This window comes from Xanthomonas bonasiae, assembly GCF_014836395.1.
GTDB lineage: Bacteria > Pseudomonadota > Gammaproteobacteria > Xanthomonadales > Xanthomonadaceae > Xanthomonas_A > Xanthomonas_A bonasiae.
This window is the reverse complement of record NZ_JACSQX010000004.1, coordinates 258,232-277,268: the sequence shown is the minus strand read 5'-3', so window position 1 is coordinate 277,268 and position 19,037 is coordinate 258,232. Positions and strand designations below refer to the sequence as shown.

9 protein-coding genes are annotated in these 19,037 nt (G+C 70.5%); all 9 read left to right on the top strand.

Annotated features, from left to right (window positions below):
* Positions 1–721: 721 nt before the first annotated feature.
* Positions 722–5,668: an alpha-2-macroglobulin family protein gene (locus tag H9658_RS08085; protein WP_225209823.1), complete on the top strand. Its 4,947-nt coding sequence runs from the start codon at positions 722–724 to the stop codon at positions 5,666–5,668.
* Between the two features lie 540 nt (positions 5,669–6,208).
* Complete coding sequence (locus H9658_RS08080; protein WP_191825002.1) at positions 6,209–9,109, top strand: TonB-dependent receptor; 2,901 nt, start codon at positions 6,209–6,211, stop codon at positions 9,107–9,109.
* Between the two features lie 30 nt (positions 9,110–9,139).
* On the top strand, positions 9,140–10,087 hold the full coding sequence (locus H9658_RS08075; RefSeq protein ID WP_191825001.1) for a glycerophosphodiester phosphodiesterase family protein: 948 nt from the start codon (positions 9,140–9,142) through the stop codon (positions 10,085–10,087).
* Between the two features lie 150 nt (positions 10,088–10,237).
* Positions 10,238–11,488, top strand: a complete 1,251-nt coding sequence (locus tag H9658_RS08070; RefSeq protein ID WP_191825000.1) for an efflux RND transporter periplasmic adaptor subunit — start codon at positions 10,238–10,240, stop codon at positions 11,486–11,488.
* Positions 11,489–11,506: 18 nt separating this feature from the next.
* The gene (locus H9658_RS08065; RefSeq protein WP_191824999.1) at positions 11,507–12,277 is read left to right on the top strand and encodes an ABC transporter ATP-binding protein; all 771 of its coding nucleotides are present in this window, start codon (positions 11,507–11,509) and stop codon (positions 12,275–12,277) included.
* Entirely contained in the window at positions 12,274–14,718 is a 2,445-nt protein-coding gene (locus tag H9658_RS08060; protein ID WP_191824998.1) for an ADOP family duplicated permease, read from the top strand. Before H9658_RS08065 ends, H9658_RS08060 begins: the two co-directional genes overlap by 4 nt.
* A gap of 88 nt (positions 14,719–14,806) precedes the next feature.
* On the top strand, positions 14,807–16,201 hold the full coding sequence (locus H9658_RS08055; RefSeq protein WP_191824997.1) for a sigma-54-dependent transcriptional regulator: 1,395 nt from the start codon (positions 14,807–14,809) through the stop codon (positions 16,199–16,201).
* 805 nt (positions 16,202–17,006) lie between these two features.
* On the top strand, positions 17,007–17,513 hold the full coding sequence (locus H9658_RS22895; protein WP_318241255.1) for a sensor histidine kinase: 507 nt from the start codon (positions 17,007–17,009) through the stop codon (positions 17,511–17,513).
* 324 nt (positions 17,514–17,837) lie between these two features.
* On the top strand, positions 17,838–19,022 hold the full coding sequence (locus H9658_RS08045; protein WP_191824995.1) for an MFS transporter: 1,185 nt from the start codon (positions 17,838–17,840) through the stop codon (positions 19,020–19,022).
* The last annotated feature ends 15 nt before the right edge of the window (positions 19,023–19,037 follow it).

Sequence of the window (19,037 nt, the reverse complement as noted above, 5' to 3'; positions counted from 1 at the left end):
TTGCGGCCATCCAGCTGGGTGCACTGTAGGAGGGGCTTCAGCCCCGACCGATGGCCGAACCGTCGCGATTCCAGGCTTCGCTCGTCGCGGCTGAAGCCGCTCCTACAGGGAACTTGCGGCCATCCAGCTGGGTGCACTGTAGGAGGGGCTTTAGCCCCGACCGGTTACCGAAACCGTCGCGATTCCAGGCTCCGCTCGTCGCGGCTGAAGCCGCTCCTACAGGGAACTTGCGGTCATCCAGCTGGGTGCACTGTAGGAGGGGCTTCAGCCCCGACCGGTTATCGAAACCGTCGCGATTCCAGGTTCCGCTCGTCGCGGCTGAAGCCGCTCCTACAGGGAACTTGCGGCCATCCAGCTGGGTGCACTGTAGGAGGAGCTTCAGCCCCGACCGATGGCCGAGCCGTCGCGATTCCAGGCTCCGCTCGTCGCGGCTGAAGCCGCTCCTACAAGGGCTTGTGGCCGACTGGTCGGGTGCACTGTGGGAGGGACTTCAGTCCCGACTGCATCCGGTCTGGGTAACCTGTGGCCTCATCGGCTGCTTCCACAGAGCCCGCACCCCATACGCAGAAATCGCCGCGTGCACGGTCCGGCGGCGGGTGCCCGCCGCCGTCCCCGGCTGCCTTGCCGGGCGCCGGCGAACGCCGCGTCCGCAATCTCGATTCCGAGTCTCCGGCGGTCGCGTCCGCGTTCTATACTCGCGCCACTTTCACGGAGCGAACGTATGCACACGGATTCGAAGCGGCAGTGGCGCCTCCTGCGCGCGGGGCTGTTGAGCACCTTCCTGCTGCTGGGCCTGGCGTTGGCACTGGGCGGCTGCAAGCGCAACGAATCCGGGCAGTTGCCCGACGCCAGCGGCGAGCCGGTCAAGGGCCAGAAGGAAGCGATGAAGGGCTTCGGCCTGGTTCGCGCCTATCCCGACCAGAAGGGCGACGGGCTGTCGCTGGCGCTGGAGTTCTCGCGGCCGCTGGTCGGCACCCAGGACTTCGACAAGCTGCTGCGCTTCGAAGAGAAGGTCGGCACCGACGACAGCGCCTGGTCGCTGTCCGACGACGGCAAGACCCTGCGCTATCCGTACGTGGAGGCGGCCAAGGACTACACCGTACTGATCTCCGCCGACCTGCTCGCCGCCGACGGCAGCCGCCTGGGCAAGCCGCTCAAGCAGAAGGTCTACACCGGCGAACTGGAGCCGGCGGTCGGCTTCGCCTCGCAGGGCAGCGTGCTGCCGGCGCGCGAGAGCCGCGGCCTGCCGGTGGTGTCGCTCAACGTGCCGGAAGTGGACGTGGAATTCATGCGGGTCAAGGAAGGCTCGCTGCCGGCGTTCTTCGCCCAGTACCAGCGCGGCGGCCGCCGCGGCAGCTGGGAAATGGACAGCGACTACAGCGACCACACCCCGATCTCGCAGCTGGCCGAGTCGGTCTACGTCAACCGCTTCGTGCTCGGCGGCGACAAGAACGAGCGCGCGCTGACCTATCTGCCGATCCAGGACATCAAGGAACTGCAGGAACCGGGCCTGTACTTCGCGGTGATGAAGCGCCCGGGCCGGTTCGAGAACGAATACGACACCGCATTCTTCACCGTCAGCGACATCGGCCTGCACGCGCGCGCCTACAAGGACAAGCTGTTCGTGCACACCGCCTCGCTGCAGAGCGGGGAGCCGTTGAAGAAGGTGGAACTGCGCATCCTCGACGCCAAGGGCGAGCTGTTCCTGAAGGGCGAGACCGACGCCAACGGCAACGCGCTGCTGAACTACACGCTGGACGCCGGCCAGGTGCTGGTGGCGCGCAGCGGCACCGACCTGTCGATGCTGCCGTTCAACCAGCCGGCGCTGGACCTGAGCGAGTTCGCCGTGGCCGGACGCGAGAACGCCTGGTTCGACGTGTTCGCCTGGTCCGGCCGCGACCTGTACCGCCCCGGCGAGACGGTGCGCGTGTCGGCGCTGCTGCGCGACAACGACGGCAAGCCGGTGGCGACCAGCGGCAAGGGGGCGCAGCCGGTGTTCCTGCGGCTGAAGCAGCCCGACGGCAAGATCTTCCGCGAGACCCGCCTGCAGCCGGGCGAGCAGGGCTATTTCAGCTTCGAGCAGCTGATTCCCGCCGATGCGCCGACCGGGCGCTGGCAGGTGGAGTTCCGCACCGATCCGTCCAGCAAGGAAGCGGTGCAGGGCATGACCCTGCGCATCGAGGAGTTCCTGCCCGAGCGCATGAAGCTGGACCTGGACAGCGCGCAGAAGACGCTCAAGCCGGGCGAGCCGTTCAAGCTGCAGGCCACCGCCGCCTACCTGTACGGCGCGCCGGCCGACGGCAACCGCTTCACCGCCAAGCTGGCGGTGGCGGTCGAGCAGCATCCGGTCGAGTCGCTGCCCGGTTATTTCTTCGGCGACTCGACGCTGCAGCTGCCGCGCGAAGCCAAGGACGTGATCGATACCGAATTCGGCGCCGACGGCAAGATCGCCGAGGACCTGGCGCTGCCGGACGAAGCCAAGCCGACCAGCACCATCGCCGCGCTGGTCTCGGCCAGCGTGTACGAGACCGGCGGTCGCACCGTCACCCGCACGCTCAAGCGCGTGCTGTGGCCGGCGCCGGCGCTGGTCGGGGTGCGCCCGCTGTTCGACGACAAGGACGGCGCCGATGCCAACGCCAACGCCCGCTTCGAGCTGATGCGGGTCGACGCGCAGGGCAAGCCGCAGCCGGCCAAGGGGCTGAAGGTGACCCTGGTGCGCGAGCTGCGCGACTACCACTGGGCGTTCGCCGACAACCGCTGGGACTACGATTTCACCCGCCGCTTCGAGAACAAGCAGACCCTCACCGTCGATGCCGGCAGCGCCGCGGCCAAGTTCGATTTCCCGGTGGAGTGGGGCGAGTACCGCGTGGACGTGTTCGATCCGTCCACCGGCCTGACCACGCGCTATCCGTTCCGCGCCGGCTGGAGCTGGAACGACGAGAACCGCGGCCTGGACGCGCGCCCGGACAAGGTCAAGCTGGCGCTGGACAAGACCGGCTACAAGGCCGGCGACACGCTCAAGGTCACCCTGACCCCGCCGCATGCCGGTCCCGGCGTGCTGATGGTCGAGAGCGACAAGATGCTGTACGTGCAGGACATCGACGTGAAGCCGGGCAGCAGCTTCGAGATCCCGGTGACCAAGGACTGGGAGCGCCACGACGTCTACGTCACCGCGCTGGTGTTCCGCGGCGGCTCGGCGCCGAGCAAGATCACCCCGGCGCGCGCGGTCGGCGTGGCCTTCGTGCCGATGGAGCGCAAGACCCGGCGCGTGGCGGTGGGCCTGGTCGCGCCCAAGCAGATGCGTCCGGAGCAGCCGCTGCCGGTGACGGTCAGCGTGCCGGAACTGGCCGGCAAGCAGGCGCACGTGACCATCTCCGCGGTGGACGTGGGCATCCTCAACATCACCCGCTTCCCGGTGCCCGACGCCAACGCGCAGTTCTTCGCGCAGCGGCGCCTGGGCGTGGACGCGTACGACATCTATGGCCGGGTGATCGAGAGCTTCGAGGGCGGGACCGGCAAGCTGCGCTTCGGCGGCGACATGGCATTGGCGGCATTGCCGCAGGCCAAGCGCCCGACCGCGCGGGTGCAGACCGTGGACCTGTTCTCCGGTTCGGTGAAGCTCGACGCCAAGGGCAACGCGCGGGTGCAGCTGCCGGTGCCGGACTTCAACGGCACGCTGCGGGTCTCGGCGCTGGTGTATTCGGACGAGCGCTACGGCAACCGCGACGTGGAGACGCTGGTGCGCGCGCCGATCGTGGCCGAGGCCAGCATGCCGCGGGTGATGGCGCCGGGCGACCGCAGCACGGTCACCCTGGACGTGCAGAACTTCACCGGGCAGGCGGGCGAGTTCAAGGTGCAGGTGGACGGCGAAGGCCCGCTGGCGATCGCCGAGAACGCGCGCAGCGCCAAGCTCGGCAAGGACGGCAAGGACGGCAAGGCCACGCTCAGCTTCCCGCTGGTGGCGCAGGAGGGTTATACCGTGGCCAAGGTGCGGGTGCGGGTCGACGGCAACGGCTTCAGCGTCGACCGCCGCTACGACCTGCCGGTGCGCGCGGCGTGGCCGTCGGTGCTGCGCGCGCAGACCCGCGTGCTGGATCCGCTGGCGCCGGTGACGCTGGGCATGAGCGACGCCGAAGGCCTGATGGCCGGTTCGGTCAACGCGCGCATGCTGGTCAGCGCGTTGCCGCCGATCCCGTTCGCCAGCGCGCTGCAGGGCGCGCTGAACTACCCGTACGGTTGCGCCGAGCAGACCACCAGCAAGGGCTACGCCGCGCTGCTGCTCGACGACGCCACCGCCAGGCTGCTCGGCGCCAAGGGGCTGGACGCGGCGACCCGCCGCGAGCGCATGGAAGGCGCGTTCGGCCGGCTGGCCTCGATGCAGATCTCCAGCGGCCACTTCTCGATGTGGGGCGACGACGGCTACGTCAATCCTGGCCTGACCCCGTACATCGCCGAGTTCCTGCTCGACGCCAAGGACGCCGGTTTCGCGGTGCCCGACAACGTGCTGCAGAAGGCCTTGAACCGGCTCAGCGAGGACCTGCTGTCCGGCGGCAACAACTTCTACGGCCAGGACCGCCGCGAGAACCTGAAGTTCGCCAACCAGGCCTGGTCCGGCTACGTGCTGGCCCGCGTCAATCGTGCGCCGCTGGGCACGTTGCGTGCGCTGTACGACAACGACCGCGGCAAGGCGCTGACCGGCCTGTCGCTGGTGCACCTGGGCGTGGCGTTGTCGCTGCAGGGCGACAAGAAGCGCGGCGAAGCGGCGATCGCGGCCGGCTTCGCCAAGGACAGCGGCGACCGCCCGCCTTACTTCGGCGACTACGGCAGCGTGATCCGCGACGACGCGTTGATGATCGCGCTGCTGCACGAGCGCGGCCTGGCCAAGCCCGAGTACGACGCGCGCGCGGTGGCGCTGGGCCGCGAACTCGACGCGCGCCGCCGCAGCGGCTGGCTGTGGCTGAGCACCCAGGAGCAGGTGGCCCTTGCGCGGATGGGCAAGGCCTTGCTGGTCAACCAGAGCAAGCTGGTGTCCGGGCAGTTGGCGGTCGGCGACAGCAGCGAGGCGATCGGCGCGGCCAAGGCGTTCGGCCGCCAGTTCGGCGAGGCCGAGCTGGCGCGCGGGGTCAGCTTCGTGCCGCAGGGCGAGGCGCCGCTGTACGCCAGCCTGGAAATCGCCGGCATCCCGCGCAAGGCGCCGGAGGTGGACGAGAGCACGCTGAAGGTGGAGCGCGAGTGGTACGGCACCGACGGCAAGCCGTGGACGCCGCGGCCGCTGAAGGAAGGCGAGGCGCTGATCGTGCGCGTCACCATCACCTCCAACGTGGGCATGCCCGACGCGCTGTTGACCGACCTGCTGCCGGCCGGCCTGGAGATCGAGAACTTCAATCTGGGCGATGCCAAGCAGTGGGCCGACGTGGTGGTGGACGGCATCGAGATCAGCGACCGTTCCAACGCCGCCGACGTCAAGCACGAGGAGTTCCGCGACGACCGCTACGTGGCCGCGCTGAGCCTGGCGCAGGGCGGCAAGGCGCAGGTGTTCTACCTGGTGCGCGCGGTGACCCCGGGGACCTACACGGTGCCGCCGCCGCTGGTCGAGGACATGTACCGTCCCGACCTGCGCGGGGTGGGGCGCAGCAACCCGGGCACGATCAGCGTCGTGCAGCCCTAGCGGGCGACGGTCCGGGCACGCGCCAGCGTGCCGGCCGCAGGTAGAACGGAGACGACGATAGGGCCCTTGCGGCCCTATCGTCGTTTTGGGCGGCTGTGTGCCGTGCGCCACCGTCGCGGCGCCACCGTCGCGGCGCTGCCGCGCCGTGCTGGACAATCGCTAGCGGCGCATTGTGCGGATGGTTCGTGGCCTTGTTGCTTGCAGTCCCTGCATCCGGCGCCGTCCGCACCTGCCGGCGTCTCCCTTCTCCCTGCGGGAGAAGGTGCCCCGAAGGGGCGGATGAGGGTACGGCGAAGCCTTGAACGTTTTCGGCATCGCCAGGCGGTCGCTTCCACCGCCCTCTCTCTTCCAATCCCTCCGCCGCGCTCTCGACACCCTGGACTCCATCGCCCACACCTGGCGCCCGCAGCGGCGGACCTGCAGCCAACCCGCCGCTCTCGCAACTGCCAACCCGGTGACATGGGCCTGTCATCGCCCCCTGGATAAAATTAACTACTTTGAAGTTATTAATTAATTTTGAAATTTTCCAGGGGATACGAGATGACGCGATCGCACCACCGCCACCAGCGCACGTTGCTGGTGTGCCTGCTTGCCGCCAGTTGCCAGGCCGCCCTCGCGCAGCAGGCCACGAGGCCGTTGCCGCCTTCCGCCGCGGACGGCGACACCACCGATATCGCCGCCGCTGCGCCGGCCGCTGCATCGCCGCCGGCCGCCGCCGCTGCGGGCGCGGCCAAGACCCTGGACAGCGTGGTCGTCACCGGCGTGCGCAAGGCCAATGCCGCGGCGATGGAGAGCAAGCGCGCGGCGACCAACATCACCGACGTGGTCAGTTCCACCGACGTGCGCGCGCTGCCGGACACCACCATCGTCGAGGCGCTGCGCCGCATCCCCGGCCTGTCGGTGCTGCCGGCGACCGACAACGAGCATCCGCGCGACGAGGCCGCCACGCCGGTGCTGCGCGGCCTCGGCCCGTCCTACAACAATGTCACCATCGACGGCCTGACCGTGGCCTCGCCGGGCACGCCGAACGGCACGCTCGGCTCGATCACCCGCGGCGTGCGCCTGGACATCCTGCCGGCCTCGATGGTCAGCGAACTGCAGGTGGTCAAGACCTTCACTCCCGACCTGGATCCCAACGCCACGGGCGGCGCGATCAACCTGCGCACGCGCAGCGCGTTCGAGAACGGCGGCAAGCCGTTCTTCACCAGCGAAGCCTCGCTCGGCCATGCCAACGACGTCGGCAAGCCGCGCGACCAGGACGATCCGGGCTACCGCCTCGGCGCCACCGGCAGCACCACCTTCGGCAGCGACCGGCAATACGGCCTGACCCTGTCGGGCAACTACCAGACGCTGAGCAGCTACACCGAAACCCACATGACCACCGACACGGTGCACTACGGGTTCTACGACGGCAACGGCGTGCTGCAGAGCGGCAGCAACCTCGGCAACGGCTGGGCGGTGCCGCAGCAGGACAAGTACTGGTACGTGATGGACAAGCGCGACCGCTACGGCCTGACCGGCAAGTTCGAGGCGCATCCCAGCGCCGACCTGCAGGCCTACGTCACCGCCGGCTACTACTATTTCAAGGACGACATGCAGCGCAACGAGCTGATCATCGATCCGCGCAACCGCAACCGCGTCGCCAACCAGACCGCGACCTCCGGCAGCTATCCGGCCGGCGACATCGAGGTCGGCTATTCCAACCAGGTCACCACCACCCGCACCAAGCTCGGCCAGGCCGGCATGGAATGGCGGCCGGACGACCAGCAGATGTTCTCCGCACGCGGTTCGTGGTCGGATGCGACCTACGACGAGCCGATCCAGATGTTCAAGTACGTCACCGGCGCATCGCGCCCGGCGGCGGTCGCGGTCGGCCAGACCGGCCCCGGCGTCACCGTGAATCCCACCGCCAACTACGCCTTCAGCTACGACACCTCGGCGCTGAACCAGCGCTTCCCGGTGGCATCGCAGGCGTACTACGACTACGACAACTACAGCCTGTTGTACTGGCGTCCGGACTACAAGCGCAGCGCGCGCGACCGCATCCTCACCGGACGCCTGGACTACGGCTTCAACCAGGGCGAGCAGGACCGCGGCCTGGGCTTCGGCGCCGGCGTGTCGTACACCACCGACAAGCCGTCGTTCGACATCTACCGCGACGACTACGAGCCCAACCGCAGCGCGCCGGCACTGAACATCGCCGACGTGCTGGCACCGTCCAACGCGCCGCTGCGCTATCTGGGCCTGAACCTGATCACCATCGATCCGAACAAGGCCCGGCACGTGCTGCAGTCCACGCCGCTGAGCGCGTTCAACAGCACCGACCAGTCGGCCTTCAGCAACCAGGACAACTTCACCCATACCGAAAAGATCTTCGGCGCCTACGGCCTGGTCAGCTACCGTGCCGAGGCGTTCAACGTGGAGGCCGGCCTGCACTACGACGACACCGACCAGTCCACTGTCGGCCGCCAGCGCCAGCTGGATACGGCCAGCGGCAAGTACGTCTACGTCGATGCGCCGACCGATTCGCACTACGCCAACCTGCTGCCGTCGGCGATCATGACCTACCACCTCAGCGAGCGCCTCGACCTGCGCGCCGGCGCCAGCCGCACGCTCGGCCGTCCGCCCTACGACGCCTACGCCGCGCGCACCTCGATCGGCTTCGTCAACAGCACCGATGCCGGCAATCCCACCGCCCAGGGCGTGACCGTGACCGTGGGCAATCCGGACATCAAGCCGCGCGTGTCGACCAACCTGGACCTGTCGCTGGAATGGCGCCTGCCCGACGATTTCGACGGCATGTTGGCTGCGGCGGTGTTCGACAAGCGCATCCAGGACGAGATCTTCACCCTGTCGCGCACCGACCAGTTCAGCTACAACGGCACCACCTATTCGAACGTGCTGATCAGCACCCCGGCCAATGCGTCCAAGGCGCATATCCGCGGCCTGGAACTGAGCGCGGTGCTCAACACCCTGCTGCCGGGCGTGCCGGCGCTGTCCGGGCTGGGCGGCAGCGCCAACCTGGCCTTGCTCGACGGCGGCATGGACGTGCCGTACAGCGTCGGCAGCGCGCCGAACGTGAGCCAGCGCCAGCGCAGCGTCGATCGCCTGGTCGGCCAGCCCGGCTACACCGCCAACGCCTCGCTGTTCTACAGCGTCGGCGGGCTGGAGCTGCGCGCGGCCTACAACCGCCAGGGCAAGGCGCTGCGCGCCATCGTCAGCAACATCGACTGGCAGGATCTGTACTGGGCGCCGCGCTCGCAGCTGGACCTGTCGGCGACCTATGCGATCAACAAGCAGGTCAGCGTGGTCGGCCAGGTCAGCAACGTCACCCACAGCCGCATCACCAGCGTGACCGGGCCGGGCGAGAACCTGTTGAAGGACACCTACTCGGTGCCGACCACCTATTGGTTCGGCATCCGCTTCACGCCTTCTCTTTAAACCCTTTCAATCCTTCGGACGCCCATCGCCATGAAATCCACTCTGTTGCCGCTCCTGCTGCTGGGCAGCGCGTTGACCGGTCCCGTCGCTGCGGCCCCCGCCGGCAGCGCCGCCAGCCAGGCGCGCCTGGCCGATCCCGCCGGCGGCATCTTCGTCGTCGCCCATCGCGGCTGCCACAATCCGGCGCCCGCGCATGGCTTCCCCGGGCATGCGCCGGAGAACTCGCTGTCCGGCCTGGAGCGCTGCGTGGCGCTGGGCGTGGACATGCTGGAAACCGACATCCGCCGCGCCGCCGACGGCACCCTGGTGATGTTCCACGACGCCACCGTCGAGCGCACCACCGACGGCAGCGGCAAGGTCGCCGAGATGACCTGGGCGCAGCTGTCGCGGCTGCGCCTGCGCGACGACGAGGGCGGCGCCGATGCGCCGCTCACCGACCAGCATCCCGTGACCCTGGAGCAGATGCTGGCCGCGGCCAAGGGCCGGATCATGCTCAATCTCGACGTCAAGGCGCCGATCTATGCGGAGGTGGCGGACGCGGTGCGGCGTGCGGGCATGCAGCGGCAGGTGGTGCTCAAGACCGAGGTTGGCGTGTACAGCCAGCCGCTGGCGTCGCTGCCGCCGTTCGACCAGATCAACTTCACCCCGGTGCTGCTCAATCCGCCGGGCACCGACGACCTGCTGCAGACCGTGCGCACCCAGATCGGCGGCAAGGTCCGCCCGGTGGCGATCGAACTGCCGCGGATGCGCGCCGAACAGTTGCCGGCGCTGGCCGCGTTGACCAGGCAGCAGCACGTGCGGCTGCTGGTCAACACGCTGTGGGAAGGGTTCGTCGCCGGCTACGGTGGCGACGCCGACGCGGTGCGCGATCCGGATGCGGTGTGGGGGCGGCTGTACCGCGACGGGATCGGCGCGTTCCAGACCGACGAACCGGAAGCCCTGCTGCGCTACCGCGCTTCGCTCGAAAAAAAGCCCTGACCGCGCGCGGTTCGCCGCGCAACTGTCCGTAATCGGTCGCCGATCGTCCGCTTGCGGACGCGGCGGCCACGCCCGATGCGGGCGCCATGCAGTCGTTTCAATGGGTTATCGCGCTTCGCCGATTGGCATGCGGCCTGCTCTGCAGTAGGCATGGATATCGCGAAGTCTCCCAACCGTTCGATCTGGCGCCACCGGCGCCGCTGGCTGGCGCTGGCCGCGGCGGCCGTGCTGCTGCTCGGCGTGATCCTGTTGGGTGCGGGCCGCGCCGCGCCGCAGGTAAGCCGCAGCGAGCTGTGGATCGACGCGGCCACGCGCGGCGAGATGCGCCGCGAGATCCGCGCCAACGGCGTGCTGGTGCCGCGGCAGATCCGCTGGATCACCGCCGGCGCCACCGCCACCGTGCAGCAGCAACTGGTCGATGCCGGCGCGCGGGTGCAGGCGGACACGCTGATCCTGCAACTGGCCAATCCCGAACTGGACGCCGGCCTGGACCGCGCCCGTGCCGCACTGGCCGGCGCCGACGCCGACGTGGCCGCGCTGCGCGCCGCGCTGGCCTCGCAACTGCTGGACCAGCAGGCGCTGCAGGCGCAGGCCGACTCGGACTGGCGCATCGCGCAGGTCAAGGCGCAGGCCTACCAGCGCGGCCACGACGGCGGCGCGATTTCGGCGATCGATCTGACCCAGAGCCAGATCACCGAGGCGCAGCAACATGGCCGCGCCACCATCGAGGGCAAGCGCGTGGCCGCGTTCCGGCAGAACATGGCCGCGCAGCTGCGCGCCGCCCAGGCGCGGCGCGCGCAGGCCGCCAGCGCGCTGGCCATCGCCGCGCAACAGGCCGCCTCGCTGCAGGTGCGCGCCGGCAGCGACGGCATCCTGCAGCAGGTCGACGTGGAACCCGGCCAGCGCGTCGAGGTCGGCGCCAAACTGGCGCGGGTCGCGCGCCCGGACGACCTGCTGGCGCGGCTGCAGGTGGCCGAGGTGCTGGCCAAGGACGTGATCGACGGCCTGCCGGTGGCGGTTGATACGCATAACGGCGTGGTCGGCGGGCGGGTGGCGCGGATCGACCCGGCGGTGCGCAGCGGCAGCGTGGTGGTCGACGTGCGCCTGGCGCCGCCGCTGCCGCCGGGCGTGCGCCCGGACCTGTCGGTGGACGGGCGCATCGTGCTCGGCACCCTGCGCGACGTGGTCAGCATCCCGCGCCCGGCACTGGCCGCCCCGAACACCGCCGGCAGCCTGTTCGTGCTGCGCGACGGCGGCGCGCGCGCGCAGCGCATCCGCGTGCGCTTCGGCGCCGCCTCCAGCGACCGCATCGAAGTGCGTGCCGGGCTGCGCGCCGGCGAGCAAGTCGTGCTGTCCGACACCAGCCAGTGGAATGCCTACGCCACCCTGCGCTTACGCTAGCGCTCCAGGAGACCCAGAATGACCGCAATTCCCGCACCTTCCACCGAACCGCTGATCCGCCTGCATGGGCTGGGCAAGGTGTTCCATACCGACGAGGTGGAGACCCACGCGTTGGCCGAGATCGCGCTGGACGTGGCGCGCGGCGATTTCGTCGCCATCACCGGGCCGTCCGGCTGCGGCAAATCGACCCTGCTGTCGATCCTCGGCCTGCTCGATGCGCCCAGCGGCGGCACGTACCGGCTCAACGGCCGCAGCGTCGCGGAGCTGGACGCGGTCGGTCGCGCGCGCATCCGCAACGCCGAGATCGGCTTCATCTTTCAGGCCTTCAATCTGATCGCCGACCTCACCGTGGAAGAGAACGTGGCGCTGCCGCTGACCTATCGCGACGGCGCCGAGCGCGGCCAGATCCGCCAGCGCGTGCGCGAGGTGCTGGAGCTGGTCGGCATGCACCATCGCCACAAGCACTACCCGGGGCAACTGTCCGGCGGCCAGCAGCAGCGTGTGGCGGTGGCGCGGGCGCTGGCCGGCAATCCGTCGATCCTGCTCGCCGACGAACCCACCGGCAATCTCGACACGCGCAACGGTGAGGCGGTGATGCAGCTGCTGGAACAGCTGCACGACAACGGCACCACCTTGTGCATGGTCACCCACGATGCGGCGTTCGCGCGGCGCGCGCAGCGCATCGTGCACATGCTCGACGGGCGCATCGTCGACGAGGACACCTTCGAGCGGCTGCGCCACGAGCAGGACGTGGCGTTGCCGGCGCGCGCCGCGGAGCCGGCGCGATGAGCGCCGCCATCCATTGGGCCGAGACGCGGCAATCCTGGCGCGCGTTGGCGCGCAAGCCCGGCTACCTGCTGCTGGCGGTGCTGACCCTGGCGCTGGGCGTGGCCACCACCACCGCGGTGTTCGCGCTGCTCGACCAGGCCTTGCTGAAGCCGCTGCCGTTTCCGCAACCGCAGCGTCTGGTCACCCTGGGCACGGCCATCGACGGCGGCCACAACATCGCCGCGCCTGGCTATTACCCGGTGCTGCGGCGCATGTCCAGCCTGCAGGCGATCGGCATCGCGCGCGGGTTTCCGGTGCCGGCCAACATCGCCCGTGGCGATGCCAGCGAGGTGGTGACGGCGATCAGCGCCGACGAGGGATTCCTGCGCACCTTGGGTCTGCCGATGGCGGCGGGCCGCAATTTCAATGCCGAGGAAAGCCGGCCCGGCGGACCGCAAGCGGTGATCCTCGCGCATCGCTTCTGGCAGCGCTATTTCGGCGGCGATCCGGCCGCGGTGGGGCGGACGCTGCAGGTGGAGGGCAAGCCGGTGCAGATCGTCGGCGTGCTGCCGGCGGACTTTCCCTGGGCGGAGCCGTTCGACCTGATCCGTAACATGCAGCCGGACCTGACCGCGAGCAACCTGTCCACCAACGAGATCGTGGTGGCTAGGTTGCGTCCGGGCGTCGGCGTTGCGGCGGCCTCGGCGCAGACCGCACAGGTGCTCAAGGAACTGCTGCGCGCCAGCCGGCACATGGACGAGGGGTGGTGGCGGAGGTTGCAGCAGAACCCGCCGAGCGCCTTGCCGTTGCAGGACAGCCTGTACAACTCCTACAGCGGCAACACGCTATGGCTGTTCTTCGCCGCGGCGGCCTGCGTGCTGCTGATCGCGGCGATCAACCTGACCAGCCTGATGCTGCTGCGTGCGCTCGGCCGCAGCCACGACAGCGCGGTCCGCGCTGCGCTCGGCGCGCCGTGGCTGCGGCTGAGCCTGCCGGCGCTCGCCGAAGGCGTGCTGATCGGCGCGCTCGGCAGCCTGGCCGGGCTGGCGCTGGCCTGGCTCGGGCTGCGCCTGCTCGGTGGTTGGGTGCCGTTGCTGTGGATGCGCGGCGAAGCCCCGCAACTGACCGGCGCAAGTGTGCTGTTCGCGCTGCTCGCCGGCGGCGCTACCGCGGTGTTGGCCGCGGCGCTGGGCATCGTGCGCGGTCGCCGCCGCAATCTGGTCGCGGAACTGGCCGGCGGCGGACGCGGCGGCTGGAGCCTGCAGGCCGGCCGCCTCGGTCGCATCCTCGTGATCGCGCAGGTAGCTATCGCGGTGATGCTGCTGATCGGCGCAGCACTGTTCACGCGCACGCTGCAGAAGCTGGCGGAGGTGCCGATGGGCTTCGACAGCCGCTCCGCCGTGGTATTCACCCTGGCGCCGGTCAAGGAACGCTATGCCACGGTCGGCGAGGCAATGCAGCAGACCCGGCGCATCGTCGCGCGGCTGCAGCAGGTGCCGGGTATCGAACGGGTCGGCGTGTCCACCAATCCCCCGACATCGACGCAATTGAACTGGAGCGTGTCGGTGGATGATGGCGAGCCGACGATTAGCAGCCAGTACCGCTTGATCACGCCGCAGTTCCTGGAGGTTTTCCGCATTCCTTTGCTGGCCGGGCGCGGTATCGCCGACGGCGACGTGGCCGGCGCCGAGCAGGTCTGCCTGGTCAGCGCGGCGTTCGCGCAGCGTTACCTGCACGGCGATGCGCTCGGCAAGATCGTCACCGTCCCCGACGACGGCGACAATAGCCGCCTGTCGATGCGCGTGGTCGGTGTGGTCGGCGACGTGCGCCACGCCGGCCCGGCCGAGCCGCCGGAGCCGATGGTGTATCAGCCGCTGGCGCAGATGCGCGAGCCGATGTGGCAGATCCTGCGCAACTTCGGCGCGTTGACCTATGCGCTGCGGTTGCATGCGGGCGCGACGGGCATGGACGAGCGCCTGCTACGCGCGGCGATCGACGAAGTGGCGCCGCAGCAGCCGATCGCCAACCTGCAGCCGATGCAGGCCCTGGTCGCCACCACCACCGGCGAGCAGAAGCTCAACCTGCTGCTGGTCGGCCTGTTCGCCGCATTGGCGCTGCTGCTGGCCGCGGTCGGCCTGTACGCGGTGATGGCGGTGGCGGTGGCCGCGCGCCAGCACGAGTTCGGCGTGCGCGCCGCGCTCGGTGCGCCGCCGGCACGGCTGCGGCGGCAGGTGCTGCGCGAGGCCGGCCTGCAGATCGGGATCGGGCTGCTGCTGGGCCTGGGCGTGGCGATGGCGCTGTCGCGGCTGCTGCAGCGCTTCCTGTTCGAGGTGCGGGTGGCCGATCCGCTGGCGATCGGCGCGGTGTTGCTGGTGCTCGCCGCAGCCGGCCTGCTTGCGGCGCTGGCGCCGGCGCAGCGTGCGGCGCGGGTGCCGCCGATGCAGGCGTTGCGCGCCGAATGAGGCAGTCGATGCACACGCAACGGATCGGCACCGTGCGCTCGGCGGTACTGGCGCATGCCGCAGGTGCCCAGCCGCTAGACTCTGCGCCATGAACGACACTCGCACGCCGCCATCGCCGCGCATCCTCGTCGTCGACGACCAGGCGGACGTGCGCGAGGCCTTGCGCATGCTGCTCAAGAGCGCCGGCTACGGCATGGTCGGTGCCGAGTCGCCGGAGCTGGCGCTGGCCTGCCTGCGCGGCGACGACTTCGCCGCGGTGCTGGTGGACATGAACTACGCCCGCGACACCACCTCCGGCGCGGAAGGATTGGCGCTGATCGCGCAGATCGCCGCGCAGTGGCCGGGGTTGCCGGTGATCGCGATGACCGCCTGGGCCAGCATCGAGCTGGCGGTGGCGGCGATGCGCGACGGCGCGGTGGATTTCATCGAGAAGCCCTGGCAGAACGCGCGCGTGCTGGCGGTGCTGGACAGTCGCATCGCGCTGGACCGCAGCCGCCGCAACGCGCAGCGGCTCGGCGAGGCGCAGGCCTTGCTGCTGCAGGACGGCGCCGCCGGCTTCGTCGCCGAATCGGCGCCGATGCAGCGCCTGGTCGAGGACCTGCTGCGCATCGCCGGCAGCGGCGCCAACGTGTTGCTGTTGGGCGAGAACGGCACCGGCAAGAGCCTGCTCGCGCAGCTGCTGCACCAGTGGTCGCCGCGCCGCGCGCAGGCCTTCGTCAAGGTCAACATCGGCGGATTGGCGCCGACCCTGTTCGAAGCCGAACTGTTCGGCCATGTGCGCGGCGCCTATACCGACGCGCGGCAGGACCGCGCCGGCCGCTTCGAGCTGGCCGATGGCGGCACCCTGTTCCTGGACGAGATCGGCAACCTGCCGCTGCAGCAGCAACCCAAGCTGCTGCGCGCGATCGAGGATGGCGAGTTCGAGCGGCTCGGCTCCTCGCGCACGCAGCGCGTGGACGTGCGCATCGTCGCGGCGACCAATGCCGACCTGGATGCGGAAGTGGCGGCCGGGAATTTTCGCCAGGACCTGCTGTACCGGCTCAACACCTTCCAGCTGCGGGTGCCGCCGCTGCGCGAGCGCGGCGCCGACATCCTGCCGCTGGCGCGGCATTACCTGGCCGCCGCCTGCACGCGCTACCGGCGGCCGCTGCCGGCGCTGGCGCGCGACGCCGAGCGCGCCTTGCTCGGCTACGCGTGGCCCGGCAACGTGCGCGAACTGGCGCATGCGATGGAACGCGCCGCGCTGCTCGCCGACGGTACGACGCTGGGCAGCGACGACCTGCGCCTGCAGCCGGCGGCGGCGGCCGTGCCGGCCTTGTCGAGCCAGCTGACGCTCGAAGAAGCCGAGGCGCTGCTGCTGCGCCAGGCATTGGCGCAGCAGCAGGGCAATCTGCAGCGCGCCGCCGACCAGCTCGGCATCACCCGGCAGAGCCTGTACCGGCGCCTGGGCAAGCACGGCCTGCGCAGCGATGACGGCGGCTGAGCGGCAGCGGCGGCGACCGTTGTGGCTGGCGGCGCCGGCCTTGCTTGCGTTGGCGCTGGTGCTCGCGGTCGGCGCGCCGCGGCCGCCCGAGGCGGCGGTGCTGATGCTGTGCGTGCTGGCGCTGACCGCGGCGCTGTGGCGCTGGCAGCAACGCGATGCCGGGCAGCGCCTGCGCACCCTCGGCGGCCTGCTCGAGGCGCTGCGCGAGGGCGACTACAGCGTGCGCGTGGCGCAGGACGCACGCGATCGCGACAGCGATGGCCTGCTGCGGCGCTTCAACGCGCTGGCGCAGCGGCTGCAGGACGAGCAGCGCGATTCGCACGAGAGCCTGCAGCTGCTGAGCAAGACCCTGGCGGCGCTGGACGGGGCGGTGTTCGCGTTCGAACAGGACCAGCGCCTGCGCCTGGTCAACCCGGCCGGCGAACGCCTGCTCGGCGCCGCCGCCGAGCACCTGATCGGACAGTCCGCGCAGGCGCTGGGCCTGGCCGGATTGTTCGCGTTGCCGTCGGGCAGCATCCACGCGCATGCCTTCGCTGGCCAGCAAGGGCGCTGGCAGATCGGCCACGCCGCGTTGCGCAGCCGCAGCCAGGCCGGACAGCTGCTGCTGGTGCAGCCGATGGAGCGCGCGTTGCGCGAGGAGGAGGCGCAGGCCTTCCGCCGCCTGTTGCGCGTGCTCGGCCACGAGATCAACAACTCGCTGGCGCCGATCGGCTCGATCGCCGATACGCTCGGGCGCCTGCTCGCGGCCGCGCCGGACACGCTCGACGCCGAGCTGCACGAAGACCTGCGCAACGGCCTGGGCGTGATCGAACAGCGCAGTGCGGCGCTGCAGCGCTTCCTCGGCGGCTACGCGCGCCTGGCCAGGTTGCCGGCGCCGGTGCCGGCCACCGTGGAGCTGGCGCCGCTGTGCGCGCGGGTGCGGCGGCTGCTCGACGATGCGCGGGTGCGGGTCGAGGTCGATACGCAGTTGCGGCTGCACGCCGACGCCGACCAGCTCGAGCAAGTGCTGATCAACCTGCTGCGCAATGCGCTGGAATCCGGCGGGAGCGCGCCGGTGACGCTGCGCGCGCGCCGCGACGCCAATGCCGCGCTGATCGAGTTCATCGACAGCGGCGCCGGGCTGCCTCCCAGCGACAACCTGTTCGTGCCGTTCTTCACCACCAAGCCCGGCGGATCGGGCATCGGCCTGGTGCTGTCGCGGCAGATCCTGGAGGCGCAAGGCGGCAGCCTGAGCCTAGAGGCGCGCGCGGATGCCGCCGGCAGCGTGGCCACGCTGCGCCTGCCGCTGGCGGCGGACGGCCGCGGCGAGTGACGCCGGCTGCGCGGCCCTGTAGTCCGGGAGCGCAGGCGGCGATGTCGCAGATGCCGTCCCTGCGCGGTCGGCCAGGGCGGTGCCATGCAGGCGTATGTGGGCGCTTGGGGATTCCGTAAGCGTCGCGTGTTTCTTCGAGCTCGACGCCTTGCCGGTGAAGCGTCGGGGCTGAAGCCTCTTCTTGCATGGTCGGCGTCGGGCAGCAAAAGCGCGCACCGCGGCCCTTCTCCAAATGCGCGATTTCGCCACGACTTTTCATCCGCCCATCTGTGCGTCATTTTGCATTGTGTTGCACGATTGTGCGTGTTTCAGTACAGTCGCCGCATGCCTGCCGACCCACCCATCGCCACCGCGGATCGCGTCACTTCCGCCGTCCCCGACGCCGCCGCCAGGCCCGCGATCCGCGCCACCCGCTGGGTGTTCCTGCTGTCCGGGATCGCGATGGCCGCGTGGGCGCCGATGGTGCCGTACGTGAAAGCGCGCTTCGCGCTGGACGATGCCGCCCTGGGCCTGGTGCTGCTCGCCTTCGGCGGCGGCTCGATCCTGGCGATGCCGCTGGCCGGCGTGCTCAGCCACCGGGTCGGCAGCCGTGCGGTCATGGTCACTTCCGGGCTGGCGCTGTGCCTGGGCCTGCCGCTGGTGGCGCTGGCGCCGACCCTGCCGGGCGTGGTCGCCGCGCTGCTGTATTTCGGCGCCGCGCTCGGCGCGCTGGACGTGGCGATGAACGCGCACGGCGTGGAAACCGAAAAACGCGCCGGGCGTCCGGTGATGTCCAGTTTCCATGGCGTGTTCAGCGTCGGCGGGCTGAGCGGCGCGGCGGCGATGAGCGCGCTGCTCGCGGTCGGCGCACCGCTGCTGGCGGCCACGCTCGCGGTGTCGGCGCTGTTGCTGGCGTTGCTGCTGTGGCAGCGCTCCGGCCTGCTGCGCGTCGCCGCGGGCGACCCGGCGCAGCGCATCCCGCTGCGCCTGCCGCGCGGCGTGGTGCTGGTGCTGGCGGCGCTGTGTTTCATCTGCCTGCTCGCCGAAGGCGCGATGCTCGACTGGAGCGCGGTGCTGCTGCGCGAGTTCCATGGCGTGGAGACGCGTTACGCGGGCGTCGGCTATGCGCTGTTCTCGGTGGCGATGGCGGCCGGCCGCTTCGGCGGCGACTGGGTCGTCGCGCGGATCGGGCAACCGGCAATGCTGGCGGCCGGCGCCTCCCTGGCCGCCTGCGGCCTGCTGCTGGCCACGCAGTTGCCGGGCGTCGCCAGCGGCCTGCTCGGCTACGCGCTGGTCGGCCTGGGCGTGTCGAACCTGGTGCCGATCCTGTTCGGTGCGGCCGGACGCCTGCCCGGCACCTCGCCGGCGGTGGCGATCGCCGCGCTGACCACGCTCGGCTATACCGGCCTGCTCGCCGGCCCGGCGCTGATCGGCTTCCTCGCCCACGCCAGCAGCCTGCCCACCGCGTTGCTGGCGGTGGCCGGGCTGTTGCTGCTGGTGGCGACGGGGTCGCGGCTGCTGCGGCACTGATCCGACCTAGGAGCA

What these genes read in the sequence shown, in the direction of transcription:
- H9658_RS08085 (WP_225209823.1), top strand. Translation starts at nt 722, where the DNA reads ATGCACACGGATTCGAAGCGGCAGTGGCGCCTCCTGCGCGCGGGGCTG.
- H9658_RS08080 (WP_191825002.1), top strand. Translation starts at nt 6,209, where the DNA reads ATGACGCGATCGCACCACCGCCACCAGCGCACGTTGCTGGTGTGCCTG.
- H9658_RS08075 (WP_191825001.1), top strand. Translation starts at nt 9,140, where the DNA reads ATGAAATCCACTCTGTTGCCGCTCCTGCTGCTGGGCAGCGCGTTGACC.
- H9658_RS08070 (WP_191825000.1), top strand. Translation starts at nt 10,238, where the DNA reads ATGGATATCGCGAAGTCTCCCAACCGTTCGATCTGGCGCCACCGGCGC.
- H9658_RS08065 (WP_191824999.1), top strand. Translation starts at nt 11,507, where the DNA reads ATGACCGCAATTCCCGCACCTTCCACCGAACCGCTGATCCGCCTGCAT.
- H9658_RS08060 (WP_191824998.1), top strand. Translation starts at nt 12,274, where the DNA reads ATGAGCGCCGCCATCCATTGGGCCGAGACGCGGCAATCCTGGCGCGCG.
- H9658_RS08055 (WP_191824997.1), top strand. Translation starts at nt 14,807, where the DNA reads ATGAACGACACTCGCACGCCGCCATCGCCGCGCATCCTCGTCGTCGAC.
- H9658_RS08045 (WP_191824995.1), top strand. Translation starts at nt 17,838, where the DNA reads ATGCCTGCCGACCCACCCATCGCCACCGCGGATCGCGTCACTTCCGCC.